The sequence below is a fragment of the Erythrobacter sp. 3-20A1M genome (assembly GCF_018636735.1).
GTDB lineage: Bacteria > Pseudomonadota > Alphaproteobacteria > Sphingomonadales > Sphingomonadaceae > Alteriqipengyuania.
In genome coordinates, this window is record NZ_CP045200.1 from 530968 (window position 1) to 549223 (window position 18256).

Below are 18256 nucleotides of genomic sequence, written 5' to 3' on the forward strand. Positions count from 1 at the left end.
AACCTGTCGCGAACCTAGCCAGCCGTCTGCACGATGGAAGCTACTTGCGCCTTGCCTGCACGACGCAGTGCATACAGTGCCGCCCCCATCGTGGGATCGGCGACCGGGTCCAAAAGACGATAGCGCCGATCCATCGCTTCCAGTCTGGCCTTGAACGGTTCCGTGACGAGGTCGCCTGACCGGAATACGCCACCGGACCAGGATACCGGGATATCCTCATCCGACGCGAAGGCGAGTTGTTCCGCCACGGCATGCACGATCTCGGCAAGCTCGATCGCGGCATCGCTGAAAATCCCCGCCGCCGCCGCATCTCCGGCATTCGCTGCCGACGCGACGATCTGGCTCAGCGCAGCGATGCTGTCGCGGTTCGCGGCCGCACCCATGATGTGCCCGCACAGGTCGAGATCCTCCTGCAGCGCAAAGTGATCGCGCAGCGCCTTCAACAACGGTCCAGGCGGTGATCGACCGTCGCTCATTCTGGAAAAGAGCTGCAGGCCCCTGATGGCGATCCAGTAGGCGGAGCCCTCGTCGCTAAAAATTTCGCCCCAACCGCCTGCTCGTGCGCTTTTCCCCGCGCGCTCGCCATATGCGATCGAGCCGGTTCCCGCGACGATGTTGATGCCGTCCCGACCGCCCAGCGATCCGGCCCAGCCGCATACCATGTCGTTGCCCACGGCAAAGCGATCGTGGCCCAGTATCTCGCGCGGGAGTTTTGCGATCAGCGGATCAACCCTGCTGTCCTCTCCGAACGCCGGCAGACCGAAAAAGACGAAAGCCAGAGTTTCAGGATCGGGACAGACTTGCGCCACCCCCTCCCGCAACAGTTCGGTCAGGCTTTCTAAGCCGATCTGCAGATAATAGCTCGACCCTGCCATATGCTGGGCCAGAACCCTGCCCGCGCTATCGATCAGCGTGAAGGCGGTCTTCGTTCCACCGCCATCGACTCCCAGATAGATATCCGCGTTCAGACCGTCTCGCATGCGTGAAGCCTTACGCCTTGGACCACGCGATTGACCGTTCCGCTCACATTCGGATTGTCGGGGGTCAGCCCTGCATCGAGCGAGGCGAGAAGCCCGTAAATCTGCGGCGCGATGATATAGGGATAAAGCAATTCGGGGTCCTTCGCGTCGGCCATTCCCGGAACCAGGATGGCATCTTCGATATCGTCGATGGCCGACAATGTGACGATCTCCGCTGCCTTGCTGTCGGCGATCAGTTCTGCGCGAAGGTCCATGTCATACGCCCGCGTCAGCGGATCGTTGGACATGAACAGCATCACCATGGTCCGGTCGGTGACCACCGTCTTGGGTCCATGCCGGAACCCCAATGGGGAATCGAAGCTGGTTGGTATCTTCCCATCGGTCAGCTCCATCAGCTTGAGCGCCGCCTCGCGCGCCAGGCCTTTGAAAGGACCGCTACCCAGATACACGACCCGATCGAACCGGGCGGCAGCCAGCCGCTGCATCATCGGTATGGTGGTTTGAAGGATGTTCGCGCAGCCTTCCGAGATGCGTTCCAGATCGACCTGTTCGCGCGCCAGCGCGGCCCAGGCGGCATACATCATTGCCGTAAAGCTCGACGTCATGGCGAAGCTGCGGTCGTGCGCTGCATCGGGCAGCAGCACCGTCAAACGGTTATCGTTGCCCTGCCCGGCGATCGCGCCCTCGGCATTGCAGGTGATGACCAGGTGGCTCACGTCGGCAACCAGCTTGTCCGCGATCTCGATGGCTCCCTTGCTTTCCGGACTGTTGCCGGAACGCCCGAAGGAGACGAGCAAGGTCGGTGTGTCTGCTCGCAGATAGACGAACGGCGAACTCACGATGTCGGTGGTGGCCACCGCCTCGACCCGCGCGGTCGCCTGCGCGTCTAGGAAGGGCGCTAGACATTCGCCGATGAACGCGGATGTGCCCGCGCCGGTCAGGATGACACGCGCAAGGGGATTGGACAGATAGGGTCGCACGAACGCCGCGATCCGATCCTTCATCTCCGTCACGATCCCGTCGGTCGCCACTAGCGTTTCGGGCTGCTGCCCGATTTCGCGAGCAGTCCAGAGAGCGCCTTTCTGCTCCAGCTCCCGCTCATCGTATCCAAGCCTAAGCATTGCTTCTATCTCCAGCGTCGGTCGCTTGCAGGTAAGTGTCCAGCGTCGTCATGACATGCGCCATGACCAGTTCGGCCGGATCGTTCGTGATGGTTCCCTCGCGCAGTTCGGCATAGGATTGCGGGAGATACTGGCTGATCAGCGGTAGCGGTGGGGGTGATGCGCGCAGATTGGCGAACATCTCTTCCTGCGCTTGCGTGATCTGCGGATCGGGCCAGTAATAGCGGATGCGATCGCTCAGCGAATATTGCAGGTCCAGCTGCAAGTCGGCGCCGCTCGAATGATAGTACTTCTTCCAGTGGCCCGGGTTGTCGTTCATCACCGCCAGCACCCGCGCCCGGAAATTGGACGCGCCCTCGCCCAGTATGTCGCGCTCCATGGCGTCGAGCGCCCACAGGGCTTCGCGCAGCGCAAAGGTGAGGCCGGGGCCGACTTTCAGGATCGCGAAATGGTCGCGCACCAGCGCGGTCAGGGCTTCCTGCGTCTGGTAGTCGGTGGAATGCGCTTCGAAGACCATGCCCGGCACATCGTCGAGGCTCTGGCTGAGTTCCTGCGCGGCCTCCGGCCGGTAGTCCAGCACCTGATGGTGGTCGAATTCCACGCCCGGCTGAACCACCAGCGCGATTACGCGGTCCCAGGCCTCCGTCGGAAACAGCTCCTTGTGCATGGCGATGGTGCCATGCGCCGCCTCGGGTGAGGTAACCTGTAACGGTTCGAGATCTTCGGTGGCGCCGCCCGGCACGGGAACCTCCGTCCCGATCACATAGACCGGGGGCTGCGTGCCGGCATCGGCATAGGCGGCTTCCGCCACCCGGCAGAGCCGCGCCGCGCGCGCGGCAATCGTTTCCTCGGGCAAGGGAACGGGGTCGTCGGCGCAGGACATCGAGCAGTCGAGATGGATTTTGGCGAACCCGGCACAAACATACTGGTCGATCAGCACGTCGGACCGCTCCATCGCTTCCTCGGCGCTCAACGAAGTCCAAGCGTTGGGACCGAGATGGTCCCCGCCGAGCACGATCCGCTCTTCCGGAAAGCCGACGCGCTGGGCGATCTGCGACACATAGTCCCGGAAGCCCGCCGGCTTCATCCCGGTGTAGCCCCCATCCTGATTGACCTGGTTGGAAGTCGCTTCGATCAGCACGAAAGGTGCGTCGCGCCTCAGCGCATGACGCAGCGTGCTCTCAATCACCATGGGATGGGCGGAGCACACCGAGTAGATGCCGACATCCTCGCCTGCCTTGTGGCGGGCAACCCGGTCGAGCAACAGGTTCATGCGATCTCTCCGTCGAAATTAGCTTCGGTTTCGTCTGCCGCCTCCGGCTCTATCGCCAGCAGGACGGAAGCGACGAGGGCCAGCACAAGGCCCACGATCTTCAGCGGGCCGGGAACAGCGCCCAGGATCAGCAGCGACAGCACGGCGGTGACCAAAGGCGCGCCCGCGTTGGACAGGGGCGCAACGACGATCGCCTTGCCATAGCGGAAAGCAAAAACGAGGGTCAGCGCGCCAACGGCGTTCAGCATCTGGATGCCCCCCGCCAGCCAGGGTCCGTCCGCACCGTAATTGATCGGCTGCGTGAAGTCGGTCATGGTCCAGGCAACCGGCACCAACAGCAGGCCGGACAGCATCATGTAGAAGAAGATGCTCTCGCCGCTCATGGTGTTGTTCGCGAGCTTCATGAAGAACGCCTGCACACCCCAGCACAACATGATCAGCAGCGCGAGCGGTGCCCAACCCAGTCCGCCGACCTCGCCCGACAGCGAGAGATCGAACATCGGCAGCGCGATCAGCGCGAGCACGATGCCGAGCGCGCCGAGCCTGCCGGTCCGCTCCTTCAAGACGACGAGCGACAATGCGATCGTGACGATCGGTGACAGGGAAATGACCGGGAAGATCAAATAGGCCGGCCCGCGGGTCACCGCGTAGAACAGGATCAGCTGCCCGCCCGCGCCCAACAGGCCGATCGTCAATCCGTAGGCGATCGAGCGGGCGTCCTTGTCCAGACGCCAGCCGGACTTGGCTAGAACGATCAGCGCGGGCGGCACCATGGTCAGCGCCCACACGCAATAGACTAGCGTTTCGGGAAAACCGCGTTCAGCCGATATTCCCGCGATCGCGCCCCATACGCCCCACAGCCCGACCGTGGCGAGGGCATAGACTAGCCAGCTTCGTTCGGCAGGCGCCGTGGGCACGGCGGCGGCGGAGCTCATGCCGATACCCTTTCGGCTTGCAGGAGCAGATGCTCCTGGAAAGCGACGTCCAGTTTGGGCGCGGCGGCATCGACGGTGCCCAGTTTCTTTCCACTGGCGATGTCGGTCACGCGGTAGTGGCCCGTGGACAACCCGCGGAGCTCTACGGGACCTGCATATTTATCGGCGTAGAAGGCAAAGTAGCTGCGATCGTTCTGGTCGATGGCATGTGCCTCGGGCCGGTCGAACCCGATATCGTACAGCTCGCCGCGATACGTGCCGCGCGCAAGGTCGTGTTCCTTGTAGAGCCCGATCCATTTGCGCCAGTGCCGCTCCTTTTCGGGCGTCAGGACATATCCGCCGGGCGGAAGCTCGCCGCTGGGATTGTCGGTGTCCCGCGGCCAGGTGAACTTGGTCGAAACCACGCCGCCGATCCCCACTGCAGAAGCGAAGTCCGTTCCGCCGTCGCTTAGCTCCACATGATCGCCGGAGAAGGGGGCCGAAGGGCCCATGAGCGCCTTGGTCGTCTTGCCCTTGGTACGGATCTGCCAGGAGGAAAGCGGATCGGACGCGGGAACCTGGTTCATGTACGGCAGCGAATGCACGGCGAACGATGTCCCGCACGGGCAGAATTCCAGGATTGCATCCGGATTGATGGAGGTCGCCGCCTCATGCACCGCCTCCCAGAACGCGGGCAATTTCTCGCACGATTCCTCTGGATAGGCGTGGTTGTGCGCCGGGTTGTAGCATGGCGGAACACCGTTCAGATGCTGGCCGTCGAGCTTCAGCCCTTCGTACCCCCATTCACCGATGATCTTGCGCACCAGTGCGGTGCAGTTGTCGATCGTCGGCTGGTAGGCCGGACACAGCGTAAACGCGTTCCACCACGTCACGTCGTTGACCGCGCCGTTCTCGTCCAGCAGCAGCATGTCCGTGTGATCGCGCAGCAGGTCGGTGCCGGGATCGACCGCCAGCGGGGCGAGCCACAAGCGGGGGCGGAGCCCTGCCTTCTTTATCCGGTCGACGAAGTCGATCATGTCGGCGTCGCCCCGCGGGAACTTCACCGGATCGAGATACCAGTCGCCCTCGGCGGTCTGCCAGCCGTCGTCGAGGACGGCCCACTCGATCCCGAGCTCCTTTACCTTGGGCAGCGTGTCGACGACCTGCGCAACATTGAAATTGCGCTCGTATCCCCAGGCGCACCACATCGCTTCGTATGCGGACGCCGGAACATAGGCGTCGGTCATCCCGCGCGCGGCCATGATCTCGCGATAAGCGGTCAGGGGCACGAAGCAGTCGCCGGTATGCGCGGCGACGAAGGTCGTCAGCGTGGACACCTCCTCGCCCGGTGCCAGCGCGAACGGCCGATCGCTCTCGATCGCGATGCTGGTGCCGCTGGCCGTACTCGCGACCGGCAATGCGACCAGCTCTGGCGTCAGCTCCAGATGGCCGACGGCCAGGCCCGCGTCGGGACGCCAGATGTCGACGACCGGGGTTCCCCCGCCATAATCCGATGCGTTCATGCCCATGTAGTTGCGCTGCTCGAACCCTGCCGGTGCGGGCTGAATCCAGTCGCGCCGGTCGCCGTGCGACGATCCGGCAAAGGTCCACACGCCACGCGGCCCACGATCGAGGGTGTGGGACGCATTGCGCCATCCGCGCAGCGACACCGCCTCGCGCCCCTTGTTGCGGTAGGTGGCGACTATCGCTGCGACGCCCGGTCGCGCGGGATCGAACGTGAATTCGACCGTCTTCTCGATCCCGCTCGCGCTCACGCCCGTGGCGCTGTGCGTCGCTCCGGACAGACCCGCCACCTTCGAAGGACCATCGCCCTGCTCGGTCAGCAGGAACGGGGCGAGCGCGGTGCCTTCGACGGGAAGCAGCATCTCGCTATCCGAAAAGTCGGTCAGCGCGCGTCCGCCGACCAGCAGACGGGTACGCATCGAGCTGTCGATCTCGATCGTGAGGGCATCGTCGCCGAAGCGGTTCTCGATCGGTGCGGCGAAGACCGGGGGGATGTTGATCGCGCCGACTGCCAGCACGGCGGAAGTACCGCCCATGAGCTGCAGCAACTGCCGCCGTCGCAAACTTGCCTTGTGAATCATCCCTCGCCCTCCAGCCATCAACTCGCCCGAGCGACCCCGCCCGGAATATCCGTTTGCTCTTCATCCCAATAGATGTAACATAATGAAAATCGATGCAAGGATGAACTTTCGTTTTCATTCGTTCAGGAGGCTGCATGAGAACCCCCACATTGACGCATTCGCTGGTACTCGCCGCTCTTTCCACGGTGCTTGCCGGATGCACGGCGGTCGACAGCGCCCGCCCGCAGGCTCTCTCTGCGACGGATGGACATTACACGCAGGCAGACTTCGACAGCATGCCGAAGATAGACGTCCATGTGCACGCCAACATGTACGATCCGTCTTTCCTCGATCTGGTCCGCAACAATGGATTCCAGGTGCTGTCGATCAACGTCGACTATCCGGACTTTCCCCCGCTCGCCATGCAGGCCGACGTGGCGCACCGCTACTTCGCGGACGATCCCAGGCATTTCCAGTTCACGACCACCTTTTCGATGGACGGCTTCGAATCACCGGGCTGGTCGGCGCGAACCGATGCGCATCTCGACCAGGAACTGGCCGCCGGTGCGATCGGCGTGAAGGTATGGAAGAACATCGGCATGGTCGAGCGTGACCGGGACGGGGAGTTGATCATGCTGGACGATCCCGGCTTCGACACCGTCATGGCGCATATCGAGCAGCGCGGGGTGCCGTTGATCGCGCACCAGGGCGAACCCTACAATTGCTGGTTGCCGCTGGACGAAATGACCACTGAGAACGATCGCCTCTATTTCGCGGCGCATCCCGAATATCACATGTACCTGCACCCGGAGATGCCGAGCTACCGGCAACTGATGGACGCGCGCGACCGCTTCGTCGAGGCGCATCCCGGACTGACGGTGGTCGGCGCGCATCTCGGCAGTATCGAATGGAGCGTAGACGAACTTGCCGCGTTTCTTGATGCCCATCCCAACGCGGTCGTCGACATGGCGGCGAGGATGAGCAACCTGCAATATCAGTCGAACCGCGATCGCAAGCGGGTGCGCGATTTCCTCATCAAGTATCAAGACCGCGTCATGTACGGCACCGATCTAACGCTAAGCCCCCCATCGGAGGAGGCGAAGTCCCAGAACCCGCCGATGGATCCCGGCGCAGACTTCGCCGCGCAGGCAGAGAGCGTATGGCGGTCGGACTGGAAATATCTCGCGACACCGGACAGCCAGTATGTCGACACGCTCAAGGCCGATACGCCCGGGCTGGCATTGCCGCGATCGGTGATCCGGAAGATTTACCACGAGAACGCGCTGCGGGTCTTCCCCGCCTTCTCTCAAGCCTCGTAAAGATCGAAGCCGACCGTCCGGGCTGCATCGCGAATGTAGTCGGGCGCGTCGGTGTCGGTCACCAACGCGGAAATCTCGCCGACATCGATGATCCGGTGCAGGCAGGTGCGCCCGAATTTCGAACTGTCGGTCACCGCGATGACCGATCGAGCGCGGCCCACCATCTTGCGGTTGAGGACAGCTTCGGGCTCGTAATGGGTAGTGAGCCCTCGCTGCAGATCGAACCCATCCACGCCCAGGAACAGCTTGTCGACATGCAGCGCGTCCAGCGCGTCCATCGTTTGCCCGCCGTAGAAGGCCATGTTGCGCCGGCGCATTTGCCCGCCCAGCATCACCGTGACCACGTGCTCCTTGCGCGCGAGTATCGACAGGACGTTGAAATCGTTCGTGACGACGGTGATGTCTTCGATATCCGGCAGGTGCGTCGCGATGGCCATGGCGGTCGTACCTGAATCGAGGACGATCGAATCGCCTGCCACGACCATGTCGGCCGCGCACTTCCCGATCCGCCGCTTCTCCTCGACATTGATCACCTGCTTCGTTTCGACAGCGGGTTCGCCGCCAGCGTTTATGACGTCGGTCGATATGGCGCCGCCATAGGACCTTTCGGCCAGCCCGCGTTCGCACAGGAAATCAAGGTCTTTCCGGATCGTCTGGGACGACACGTCGAACTGCCGGGACAGTTCCGCCACCTGGATACTGCCCAAATCCTTCAGCATGGCGATCATCTTCTGGCGCCGACCGCTGGTGTCTCGCAATTTGGTCATTGTGCCCCGTGATGCCCGCTTGAATATGCCTTGTAAGAGGTACCGTTATCATCCGCAATACGACACGGTTTCGAAGCGCCCTGCAAACGCAGGATAACGGTAGGTTTCGGCAAAGCACAAACGTATCGCGGGCGAAAACCACCGGGATAAATATCGTTATATTGTGCTTGCCATCAAAAAATTACGTGCTTACGATGCAAAATGAAACATACTGAGGGTACAGCCCTCGTTTCGCAAATCGGGGCGCTGTTACGGCCGGAGAATGCCGGGCAGCTTGATGGAGGGCTTATGATGAACGCATATCGTCAATTTCGTGCCATGGCAGTCGTGGGTTCCAGTGTCGCAGCACTGGTCGCGGCCACTCCGTTGGCGGCCCAGGACGTTACGGCGGACGATGCGCAGGCCGCGGCGGACGATGAGCAAACCGATTACGCCGATACGTCGTCCACAGTGATCGTGGTTCGCGGCGTGCGCGGGAGTATCGCCCGGTCGGTCGATCTGAAGAAGAATGCATCGACGGTGCAGGATTCGATCAGCGCGCTGGAACTGGGCGTTTTCCCCGATGACAACGTGGCAGACTCGCTCGCGCACATCACGGGCGTCGCCATAAGCCGCACCGCCGGCGGCGAGGGACAGTATGTCAGCGTCCGCGGACTTGGCCCCGAATACACCCTGACGACCTTCAACGGCCGGACGCTTGCCACCGATGGCGCGAGCCGCGATTTCGCTTACGACGTCCTGCCCGCCGACGTGATCAGCGGGGCGGACGTGATCAAGGGGGCGGAAGCGTCGCTGACCGAGGGTGCGATCGGCGGCCTGGTCAATCTGCGTTCAGCGAGCCCGTTCGACAAGGTCGGCCTGAACGGAGTGGTTCGCCTGCAGGGCGATTACAACCTGATGTCCGAATATGCGGGCGTGAAGTTTTCCGGGGTCGTCAGCAACACCTTCGCCGACGATACGCTAGGCGTCATGCTGGGCGTGGTTCTCGAGCGGCGCAAGGATCGCACCGACGTCGCCGGCAACGATGGCGGCTGGACCCGCAACCCCGATCCGACCGACGAAAGCTGGCTGTACGGCAATGCCTGGGGTGGAAATATCGACCCGAACGGCAACGGGGAGCTCGATCCCGACGAATACGGCCTGATCGGTCTCGGCCAGTTCCGGGTCGGCTCGATCTTGGAAGAAAAACGTCGTCGAGCTTTCACCGCCAAGGTCGAATGGCGTCCCACAGACACCTTCACCCTCACGCTCGACGGCATTAAAACGAAGCTCGATTCCCCGCAGGTCGGTTTCCAGCAGTCGTATTACACGCTGTTTTCCCCGGGGCGCTGGTCGAACATCCAGATTGAGGACGGCATCGTCACCAGCTTCGACATGAACAATCCCGATCCGGAGCTGGCTCTGAATCCGGAACTGCTCAACCAGACGTCCTATCGGGTGGTGGATACCGATCTGTACGGTGCCAATGCGAAGTGGGAGGCGACCGACGCCCTGACCCTGACCGCAGACGTCTACCGCTCCAGTTCCTCGCGGAATTCGGGCGGTCAGGACAGCTACGTGGTCCTGCGCATGAATCAGCCCAATACCGCGAGCTTCATGCTGAACGATTCCGCGGTGCCCGACGTGCGCGTTACCTTCAACGACGGAAGAGACCTCGTCAGCGGGCTGGCGGATGGAGCGTTCGGTCCTTCGGACTTCAACACCCACTATTTCTCGTTGGCAGGCGACAATATCGACGACAAGATCACCGGCTTGTCCTTCGCCGGCGATTTGTTCACCGACATGGGGCCGCTGGAATCCGTTCTGTTCGGCTTCACCTACAACAGCCGCGAGAAGGCGCGTGAGCTGGTCAACAATTCGCTGACCGGCGGTGCCGACTATTATTCCGGCAACTACGCGATCAACGTTGGCGACCTGGGCGGCAACGTCATTTCGCGCACCCTGGACTTGCCCAACTTCATGAACGGCGTGAACGCGATGTTCCCCCGCTCCTTCCTGTCATTCGACATTCCGGGCTACCTTGCCGCGCTCGAAGCGTATGACGGGACGCCGCGCCCCGGCGGTGGCACGTACGATTTCTCGGCCGCGGCCCCCGTCTGGAACCCGCTGCAGAGCTACCGCGTGACGGAAGATACCGCGGTCGGATATGTGCAGGCGAACCTGTCGGGTGCACGCTGGAGCGGCAATATCGGGCTGCGGCTGGTGAATACCAACACCACCGCGCAGGCGTGGGATGCGAAGATCCTCAATATCATCGCCAACGGCGCGTTCAACTACACCGCCGTCTACGATGCCCCGTCGGAGGTTAAACAGGATAGCGAGTACACCTACCTCCTGCCCTCGGCCAATCTCAGCATCGACCTGATCGACAACCTTCGTCTGCGCCTCAGCGCCGCGCGCACCATGGCGCGCCCATCGGTCGAGACCCTCGCGCCGACCAACACGACCGAAAGCGTGTCCTGGGGCGAATTCACGCAAGTCTATGGCGGCAACGCAGATCTGAAACCGTACCAGGCCGATCAGTTCGACGTCTCGCTCGAATGGTATTTCGCGCCGAGCTCGATCTTCAACGTCGCCGGCTTCTACAAGCACATCAAGAACCAGATCACGACCAGCTGGGAGCCGGGTGTCGACATCGGTGTGCCGGGATATCTGTTCAACATCATCCGCCCCATCAACGGCGATTACGCTAAGGTGAAGGGTATCGAAGTCGGTCTGCAGCATCTCTTCAACAACGGCTTCGGCGTGCGCGGGCAATTCACGCGCAACTGGTCCAAGAGCTATGTCGGCGACGAAGTCCGCCCGCTGGAAGGGATTGCGCCGTCCGTATATTCTCTCAGCCTCCTTTACGAGAAAGGTCCGCTGTCGCTGGCCGCGACGGCCGACCATACGGACAGCTTCACCACCGCGATCAACGTGCTGGGTGCAGGGTATAACGAGGAGGCCGATGCCATTACCTGGGTAACGGCTCACATGTCCTATGACATCACCGATCGCGTCACTCTCGCGCTCGACGGACAGAACCTGCTGGATTCCAAGCAGACATACAGCCTGAACGGCAATCCGCTGCTTTCGCAGGGTTATTACCGGTATGGCCGTTCGGTCAAACTCAGTGCGAGCTATCGCTTCTGAGTAGGAACGCCGAAGCACCGCAATACGGTTATTCTGCGGTATCGGCTGTGTAACGGTCCAATCGCACGAGCTGTCAGGCTAAGTGAAAAGCAAGGATCGGGTATCCCCATACACGGTTACCCGATCCTTGCTGCGCAACCGCAGGCCAGAAGCGGGCCTACATGCGATCCGGATTACGCCCGGTAGCCGAACCGGCTGAGAAGAACCAAACGCGACCTCCACCAGTCAGAACGTCATTCGCTTGGGAATACGCCGCTTCGCTGATAGTGGCGGCGGCCTCATGATCACCATCAACAATCTGACGTTACGGCTTGGCGGCCGGGCCATTCTCGAGGGCGCTTCGGCTGCCATCCCGATCGACGCTCGGATCGGGCTGATCGGGCGCAACGGCGCGGGCAAGTCCACGCTGATGAAAGCGCTGATCGGCGAGTTGGAGGCGGATGACGGCACGATCGAGATGCCGCGCCGGTCGCGGCTAGGCTATGTCGCGCAGGAAGCGCCCGATGGCGCCACCACCGCTTTCGACGCGGTGCTCGCGGGCGATACCGAGCGCTCGCAATTGTTGGAGCAGGCGGAAACCTGCACCGACATGAACCGGCTCGGCGATATTCACGAACGTCTGCTGGCGATCGACGCTTATGCTGCTCCCTCGCGGGCGGCCATCATTCTGAACGGCCTGGGCTTCGATGAGGAGATGCAGGCGCGCCCGCTCGAAAGTTTTTCGGGCGGATGGAAGATGCGGGTTGCGCTTGGTGCCCTGCTGCTGTCCGCACCCGACATCATGCTGCTGGACGAGCCGTCCAATCACCTCGATCTGGAGGCGACGCTATGGCTGGAATCCTTCCTGAAATCCTATCAGGGCACGCTGATCGTCATCAGCCACGAACGTGATCTGCTAAACAATGTCGTTACCGGGATTCTGCACCTTCAGGGCGGCAAGCTGACCATGTATCCCGGCAATTACGACGCGTTCGAGCGGCAGCGGGCGGAGCGTGCCGCGCAGCTCGCCGCGGCCAAGGCATCGCAGGATGCGCAGCGCGCCCGGCTGCAGGATTACGTCGCGCGTAACAGCGCCCGTGCCTCCACCGCGAAGCAGGCGCAATCGCGCGCCAAGATGCTGGCCAAGATGCAGCCGATCGCCGCGCTGATGGACGATCCGGGCCTCAGCTTCGATTTCCCCAGCCCGGACGAGCTGCGCCCGCCGATGATCACGCTCGATCTCGCCGCGGTGGGCTATGACGAGACGCCAATCCTGCAGCGCCTCGATCTGCGGATCGATCCGGACGAGCGGATCGCGCTGCTGGGCCGCAACGGCAATGGCAAGACCACGCTGGCCCGTCTGCTCGCCGCGCAACTGCCGGTGATGGAGGGCGAAATGAACGTCTCCCCCCGCATGAAAGTGGGTTATTTCACGCAATATCAGGTGGAGGAGCTCTCGTCCGACGATACGCCGCTCGACCACATGACCCGCGCGATGGAAAAGGCATCCCCCGGTGCAGTGCGCGCGCAGCTGGGCCGGTTCGGCTTCTCCGGCCAAAAGGCGACAACCCAGGTCGGCAAGCTTTCCGGCGGCGAGCGGGCGCGGCTGGCGCTGGCCTTGATTACCCGCGACGCGCCGCATCTCCTGATTCTGGACGAACCGACCAACCACCTGGACGTCGACGCGCGCGAGGCGCTGGTGCAGGCGATCAACGCCTTCGACGGCGCGGTCCTCCTCATCAGCCACGACCGGCATATGGTGGAGCTGACGGCTGACCGGCTGGTGCTGGTGGATGAGGGTACGGCGCGCGAATATCCAGGCAGCATGGAGGATTACATCGATTTCGTGCTGGGCCGGAACCAGCCGAAGGAAGGAGGCAAGGCCAAGGCGAAGGGGGGCCGGGGTTACTCAGCCAAGCAACGACAGGAAGCCAAAGCCGCGCGTAGCAATGTCTCGGCAGCGGAAAAGCGCGTGGCCACGCTGCAGGAGCAGATCGCCGCGATCGATACCGCGCTGGCGGATGCGTCGCCCGCATCGAGCGCAAAATCCGCGGGCGATCTCATGCGCGAGCGAGCCGCGGCAGCGGCGGACCTGGAAGAGGCCGAAGCTGCGTGGCTGGAGGCGCAGGAGAGCCTGGAAAAAGTGGAAGCCTGAGCGCGATGCCGGGGATCATCGCCTTCAACAAGCCCTATGGCGTGCTGTGCCAGTTCACCGACGAACGGCAGGGTCCACCCCGCCCCACCCTGGCAGATTTCATCGATGCGCCGGGGTATTATGCGGCCGGGCGGCTGGATTTCGACAGCGAGGGGTTGCTCATTCTGACAGATGATGGGCGGATGCAGGCGCGGATCGCCGATCCACGGCACAAGCTGCCCAAGACCTATCTGGTGCAGGTGGACGGCGATCCGGGCGAAGACGACCTAGAAATACTGCGACGGGGCGTGCGGCTGAAGGACGGCCTGAGCCTGCCCGCCAGCGTGGAGCGCATCGACGACCCGCGGCTATGGCCGCGCGATCCCCCGATCCGCGTGCGCAAATCCATCCCCGACAGCTGGCTGCGGCTGACAATCCGCGAGGGGCGCAACCGGCAGGTGCGCCGGATGACAGCCGCCGTCGGTCATCCCACGCTGCGGCTGGTGCGCTGGTCGGTGGGCGAATGGACGCTGGACGGCTTGGCGCCGGGCGCGTGGCGCGCGGTGTGATCGCGCGAGTCAGTCGTCTTCGCTGAAGGCTACGCCGCCCCGGTGGATCAGCTCTTGGATCAGGTTCACCACCGATTGGCACGCCGCCATGTCAGTGCCTGGAACTATAGAGGGCTCCGCGCACAGACGCTCGGCGAAATCGGCCGCCGCACCGGCGCATTCCTGTGCGACGCCATCGACGAACAGCGTCACCGATCCAGCCTCATGGCACACGAAGGCGAAGCGGCTGGCGGGATTGCGCATTATCGTCGCGCCGGATTCCATCGCGGACCGTACGTCCTGCATCGAAACCGCCCCCTCGGGTGCCCAGTCCAGCCGGTCGGTCTTCGGCGCAGTGGCATACTCGCCGAACCAGCGCGCGAATGCGGGCCGGTCGGACAGGCTGCGCGTCATCATCTCGTAGACCCGGTCGAGCGCCGCGCTGGAAATCTCACCCGGATTGTCCTGCATGCTCAGGTCGGGATCGGTGTAACGATCGTCTTCGGCAAGGGTGTCGAGCGCGTGATCGATCCAACCCGACAGCAGTTCGCCGCGCGAGGGCGCGCGGAAGCCCACCGAATAGGTCATGCAATCATCGCCGACCGCCACGCCCTCATGCGCGAAACCGGGCGGGACGTAGAGGATATCGCCCGGCTCCAGCACCCATTCAGCCGTGTGTTCGAATTCTGCCAGCAAGCGCAGATAATCGTGCGGCTGCAACGGGGTGGCTTCGTCGCACTGCGGCCCGATCCGCCAGCGCCGGCGGCTCAGCCCCTGCACCAAGAACACATCGTACCTGTCGAAATGCGCGCCCACCCCGCCGCCATCAACCGCGTAACTGACCATCACATCGTCCACCCGCCAGTTGGGAATGAACCGAAATGCATCAAGCAGCGCAGCGACGGCGGGAACGTGGTGATCGACCGCCTGCACGAGCAGAGTCCACGGATAGCGCCCCAATTCGCCGAACCGCGTAGGGGACAACGGACCGTGCTCCAGGTCCAGCTCGCCGGATGCGGTTTCGTGGACGAGGCGTGATTCCACCTCGCCCTCGCACGCCAACCCCGCCAGTTCGTCCGGCGGCAATGGATTGCGCCATGACCGCCACGGATTGCGGATCAGCAGCGGCCGCTTCTGCCAGTGCTCGATCAGGAAGCGCTCAGCATCGAAGTCGCGAAAGGCGGGCACGTTCATTGCGGCTCGCCCTCGGCACCGGCGAACAAATCCATGAAATTGCGCGCCGCATCACGATCGGCGGGATCGGAAAATGCAATGTCGAGATCGGGTGCCGCGTCGAACATGTACAACAGAGTCCACAGGGCGAACCGACCGCCGCGATCGCGCGAGAGCCCGAAATCGACCAGCATCCGCTCCACCCCGGCCACCCGCGCGCCCTCGCTCACCCCATCCAGCGAGGTGGTACCGAAGTAGCGAAAGATGAGGTCGTCGAAGTCCATCCCATTCCGCCTAGCGATCGCCGTAAGGATGGCAAAGCATCTCAACTCTAGCAGTGCGGTTGCAAACCGCTGCCGCCAATCGCTCCGGGCCTTGGCGAGAGTACTAGCCCATGTCAGAACTCGCCCTTCAGCGTCCCGACGGCCGAACGGGTTTGCGCTTCCCTTTCTTTTCTCCGCCACCCTTCTCGCGGCGACCCTTTCGGAAGTTTTTCACACCCGGATCGTGATCGCCACGTTTGCGGTTCTGGCGGGCCTCCACACGCGGCCCTTCGTCGCTTCGCTCGATTGCGATGGCATCTTGACTGTCGTCTGCGGAAGCTGTGCGGGCAATCGTGTCCGCAAATTTCGAAGCGATCGCTCGTGGGATCTGGAACCAGCTTTCGTTCTGGCCAATCCGGATCGCCCCGATCTCGTTACGCGTTATGTGGCCCTGGCGGCAAATCATCGGCAACAGCCAGCGCGGCTCGGCATTCTGTCTTCGCCCGATGCAGATCTTGAACCAGACCACGTCGTCGAAGCCCGGACGATGATTGTCGGCCTTGTTCTTTTCACGCGCCGCCGGTGTATCCGCGATCAATTCTTCCGGTTGCGGCATCTTCGCACGGTGGGCCTGCACCAGTGCCGCTGCGATGTCTTCCGGTGCCATGCGGCTCATCAACTCGGCGGCCACCTTGCGGTCCGCTTCCTCGTATTCGACCGGAGCAGAAAGCTTGTCCATCAAGCGGATGTGATCCTGAGCGCGAATGGATTCGGCCGAGGGCGCGCTCATCCAATCCGCCGATATCTTCGCACCGCGCAACATGCCTTCCACACGCTTTCGGCGATTGTAGGGCACCACAATGACGGCGGTTCCCTTGTTTCCCGCCCGGCCGGTACGACCCGAACGATGCTGCAGCGTTTCCGCATCGCGCGGTATCTCGACATGAATGACGAGGCTCAGCGAAGGCAGGTCGAGACCACGCGCCGCCACATCCGTCGCAACGCAAACGCGCGCACGGCGATCGCGCAATGCCTGCATAGCCTGGTTGCGTTCCGACTGCGAATGTTCGCCCGACAGGGCCACGACGGCGAAACCCCGATTCTGCAAGGTGGCATGCAACCGCCGCACATTGTCGCGGGTTGCGCAAAAACAAATGGCCGTTTCCGCCTCGTGGAAGCGCAACAGATTCACCACCGAGTTCTCGATCTCGGACGGAGCGACGGTAATCGCCTGGTAAGCGATGTCTCCGTGCCCGTGTCCCTCACTCGCGAGTGTCAAACGCAAGGCGTTGGTCTGATAGCGCTCGGCCAAGCGAACGATCTGACGAGGCAGAGTTGCTGAAAACAGAAGCGTGCGGCGCGTTTCCGGCGCGGCATCGAGAATTTCTTCGAGATCCTCGCGAAACCCCATATCGAGCATCTCGTCAGCCTCGTCGAGCACGACGCCCGCGAGCCCCGACAGGTCGAGCGCGCCGCGTTCGAGATGATCGCGCAGCCGCCCCGGAGTGCCCACGACGATCGCCGGTCCGCCCCGCAGTGCCCGTCGTTCCTTGGATGCATCCATTCCGCCGACGCAAGTTGCGATGCGAATACCGGTCCTGCCGTACAGCCAGGCGAGTTCTCGACTGACCTGCAATGCCAACTCGCGCGTCGGGGCGACCACGAGTACCAGTGGCCCCTCGCCGCGCGATTCAGCGTCACCGTGGGTAAGCAATTCGCTCGAAAGCGCCAAACCGAACGCGACCGTCTTGCCCGAACCCGTCTGCGCGGAAACGATAAGGTCCCGCCCCTCGGCATCGGGGGCTATCACGGCAGCCTGCACCGGAGTAACAGAGGCGAAACCGCGTTCGACAAGGGTGTCGCGCAGAATTGGCGGTAGATTTTCGAAGGACATTGGAACTCACAATAGATCCGCCCTTTGACAGGGCGGCGAGGTTTAGCGGGCGGAAGAGTTCCGCTCAGGCAGAAAACGGGGAACGGGCGCGTGCAAGCAGCCTCGCATCAGGACGATATAGCAATAAATGCCCCGCAAGGCTTGTGGAAAGTCATGCGTGGGGGCGGAATGACGCTGGAGAAGGGCGACGCAGACCAGCCGATGGACTTCACGGCCAAGGACGACACAGCCGACTATACCGCCAATGTCGCGCTACACGATGGCGCCCCCCGCCTGCTTCGCATTGCGGGCGACGTGGTTTCGCCGCGCGATCTGCCGCGATGATGACGCGGCTGGACGACCGGCCCTGGAAGCTGCTTCGTGCAGGCGGCATGGGCCGGCTTTCCGCGATGATCCGCATTGCCCGGCTGCTGACCCCGGATAGCGATGCTGCGTTCCCGGCCTGGCAGGGAATGCAGTATATTCGCGACATGGCGAGCGGGCGCGGCAAGCTCTCGCCGCTCGACAATGCCCGCTATGGGAAGACCGATTGGACCAGCGCCAAGGCGGTGCTCGCTCCGACTGTCTGACTAAGGGTTCTTTCCATAACGGGCGCTGTCCGCCGCTCCGATCGGCGGGTCGTCGCCAGTTGTGATATTCGACCCTGTTCGTCTCGAGCCCAGTGCCAACCGAGCG

At 62.9% G+C, this 18256-nt stretch carries 15 protein-coding genes; 6 read left to right on the plus strand and 9 right to left on the minus strand.

The window, feature by feature from the left end:
- Positions 1-14 precede the first annotated feature (14 nt).
- Genes F7D01_RS02585 through F7D01_RS02605 form a run of 5 tightly spaced genes read right to left on the minus strand, consistent with a single transcriptional unit; the run spans position 15 to position 6360 of the window.
- A complete protein-coding gene (locus tag F7D01_RS02585; protein ID WP_251567002.1) occupies positions 15-980 on the minus strand; it encodes an N-acetylglucosamine kinase in 966 nt (321 codons plus the stop codon).
- Positions 965-2101: an SIS domain-containing protein gene (locus tag F7D01_RS02590; protein ID WP_215228705.1), complete on the minus strand. Its 1137-nt coding sequence runs from the start codon at positions 2099-2101 to the stop codon at positions 965-967. Before F7D01_RS02590 ends, F7D01_RS02585 begins: the two co-directional genes overlap by 16 nt.
- Positions 2094-3374 (minus strand): D-tagatose-bisphosphate aldolase, class II, non-catalytic subunit, encoded by a 1281-nt coding sequence (locus F7D01_RS02595; protein WP_215228706.1) that lies wholly within the window; start codon positions 3372-3374, stop codon positions 2094-2096. The genes F7D01_RS02590 and F7D01_RS02595 overlap by 8 nt, the downstream gene beginning before the upstream one ends.
- The gene (locus F7D01_RS02600) at positions 3371-4309 is read right to left on the minus strand and encodes a DMT family transporter (RefSeq protein ID WP_215228707.1); all 939 of its coding nucleotides are present in this window, start codon (positions 4307-4309) and stop codon (positions 3371-3373) included. The genes F7D01_RS02595 and F7D01_RS02600 overlap by 4 nt, the downstream gene beginning before the upstream one ends.
- Entirely contained in the window at positions 4306-6360 is a 2055-nt protein-coding gene (locus tag F7D01_RS02605) for a glycoside hydrolase family 36 protein (protein WP_215228708.1), read from the minus strand. Before F7D01_RS02605 ends, F7D01_RS02600 begins: the two co-directional genes overlap by 4 nt.
- A gap of 167 nt (positions 6361-6527) precedes the next feature.
- Between F7D01_RS02605 and F7D01_RS02610 the strand changes: the two genes are divergently transcribed.
- Positions 6528-7691, plus strand: a complete 1164-nt coding sequence (locus F7D01_RS02610; protein ID WP_215228709.1) for an amidohydrolase family protein — start codon at positions 6528-6530, stop codon at positions 7689-7691.
- On the opposite strand, the gene agaR is transcribed toward F7D01_RS02610, so the two are convergent.
- Entirely contained in the window at positions 7679-8458 is a 780-nt protein-coding gene (gene agaR, locus F7D01_RS02615; protein ID WP_215228710.1) for a transcriptional repressor AgaR, read from the minus strand. The genes F7D01_RS02610 and agaR overlap by 13 nt on opposite strands.
- Before the next feature lie 327 nt (positions 8459-8785).
- Here agaR and F7D01_RS02620 point away from each other — a divergent pair, with 327 nt between their 5' ends.
- The 3 genes from F7D01_RS02620 (at position 8786) to F7D01_RS02630 (ending at position 14272) form a co-directional block, all read left to right on the plus strand.
- Positions 8786-11590 (plus strand): TonB-dependent receptor, encoded by a 2805-nt coding sequence (locus tag F7D01_RS02620; protein ID WP_215228711.1) that lies wholly within the window; start codon positions 8786-8788, stop codon positions 11588-11590.
- 280 nt (positions 11591-11870) lie between these two features.
- A complete protein-coding gene (locus F7D01_RS02625) occupies positions 11871-13724 on the plus strand; it encodes an ABC-F family ATP-binding cassette domain-containing protein (RefSeq protein WP_215228712.1) in 1854 nt (617 codons plus the stop codon).
- 5 nt (positions 13725-13729) lie between these two features.
- Positions 13730-14272 carry a pseudouridine synthase gene (locus tag F7D01_RS02630; RefSeq protein ID WP_215228713.1) on the plus strand — a complete coding sequence of 181 codons (543 nt, stop codon included), beginning with the start codon at positions 13730-13732 and terminating at the stop codon, positions 14270-14272.
- 9 nt (positions 14273-14281) lie between these two features.
- On the opposite strand, the gene F7D01_RS02635 is transcribed toward F7D01_RS02630, so the two are convergent.
- The 3 genes from F7D01_RS02635 to F7D01_RS02645 all read right to left on the minus strand — a co-directional run bounded on the left by F7D01_RS02635 (position 14282) and on the right by F7D01_RS02645 (position 17581).
- Positions 14282-15445 carry a cupin domain-containing protein gene (locus tag F7D01_RS02635; protein ID WP_215228714.1) on the minus strand — a complete coding sequence of 388 codons (1164 nt, stop codon included), beginning with the start codon at positions 15443-15445 and terminating at the stop codon, positions 14282-14284.
- Positions 15442-15708, minus strand: coding sequence for a hypothetical protein (locus F7D01_RS02640; protein WP_215228715.1), 267 nt, complete (start codon positions 15706-15708; stop codon positions 15442-15444). The genes F7D01_RS02635 and F7D01_RS02640 overlap by 4 nt, the downstream gene beginning before the upstream one ends.
- Before the next feature lie 127 nt (positions 15709-15835).
- Positions 15836-17581, minus strand: a complete 1746-nt coding sequence (locus tag F7D01_RS02645) for a DEAD/DEAH box helicase (protein ID WP_215228716.1) — start codon at positions 17579-17581, stop codon at positions 15836-15838.
- Between the two features lie 153 nt (positions 17582-17734).
- Between F7D01_RS02645 and F7D01_RS02650 the strand changes: the two genes are divergently transcribed.
- Positions 17735-17905, plus strand: a complete 171-nt coding sequence (locus F7D01_RS02650; RefSeq protein WP_215228717.1) for a hypothetical protein — start codon at positions 17735-17737, stop codon at positions 17903-17905.
- Complete coding sequence (locus tag F7D01_RS02655; protein WP_215228718.1) at positions 17902-18150, plus strand: hypothetical protein; 249 nt, start codon at positions 17902-17904, stop codon at positions 18148-18150. Before F7D01_RS02650 ends, F7D01_RS02655 begins: the two co-directional genes overlap by 4 nt.
- Positions 18151-18256: the final 106 nt, after the last annotated feature.

What these genes read in the sequence shown, in the direction of transcription:
- F7D01_RS02585 (WP_251567002.1), bottom strand. Translation starts at nt 980, where the DNA reads ATGCGAGACGGTCTGAACGCGGATATCTATCTGGGAGTCGATGGCGGT.
- F7D01_RS02590 (WP_215228705.1), bottom strand. Translation starts at nt 2,101, where the DNA reads ATGCTTAGGCTTGGATACGATGAGCGGGAGCTGGAGCAGAAAGGCGCT.
- F7D01_RS02595 (WP_215228706.1), bottom strand. Translation starts at nt 3,374, where the DNA reads ATGAACCTGTTGCTCGACCGGGTTGCCCGCCACAAGGCAGGCGAGGAT.
- F7D01_RS02600 (WP_215228707.1), bottom strand. Translation starts at nt 4,309, where the DNA reads ATGAGCTCCGCCGCCGCCGTGCCCACGGCGCCTGCCGAACGAAGCTGG.
- F7D01_RS02610 (WP_215228709.1), top strand. Translation starts at nt 6,528, where the DNA reads ATGAGAACCCCCACATTGACGCATTCGCTGGTACTCGCCGCTCTTTCC.
- agaR (WP_215228710.1), bottom strand. Translation starts at nt 8,458, where the DNA reads ATGACCAAATTGCGAGACACCAGCGGTCGGCGCCAGAAGATGATCGCC.
- F7D01_RS02625 (WP_215228712.1), top strand. Translation starts at nt 11,871, where the DNA reads ATGATCACCATCAACAATCTGACGTTACGGCTTGGCGGCCGGGCCATT.
- F7D01_RS02630 (WP_215228713.1), top strand. Translation starts at nt 13,730, where the DNA reads ATGCCGGGGATCATCGCCTTCAACAAGCCCTATGGCGTGCTGTGCCAG.
- F7D01_RS02635 (WP_215228714.1), bottom strand. Translation starts at nt 15,445, where the DNA reads ATGAACGTGCCCGCCTTTCGCGACTTCGATGCTGAGCGCTTCCTGATC.
- F7D01_RS02640 (WP_215228715.1), bottom strand. Translation starts at nt 15,708, where the DNA reads ATGGACTTCGACGACCTCATCTTTCGCTACTTCGGTACCACCTCGCTG.
- F7D01_RS02645 (WP_215228716.1), bottom strand. Translation starts at nt 17,581, where the DNA reads ATGTCCTTCGAAAATCTACCGCCAATTCTGCGCGACACCCTTGTCGAA.
- F7D01_RS02650 (WP_215228717.1), top strand. Translation starts at nt 17,735, where the DNA reads ATGCGTGGGGGCGGAATGACGCTGGAGAAGGGCGACGCAGACCAGCCG.
- F7D01_RS02655 (WP_215228718.1), top strand. Translation starts at nt 17,902, where the DNA reads ATGATGACGCGGCTGGACGACCGGCCCTGGAAGCTGCTTCGTGCAGGC.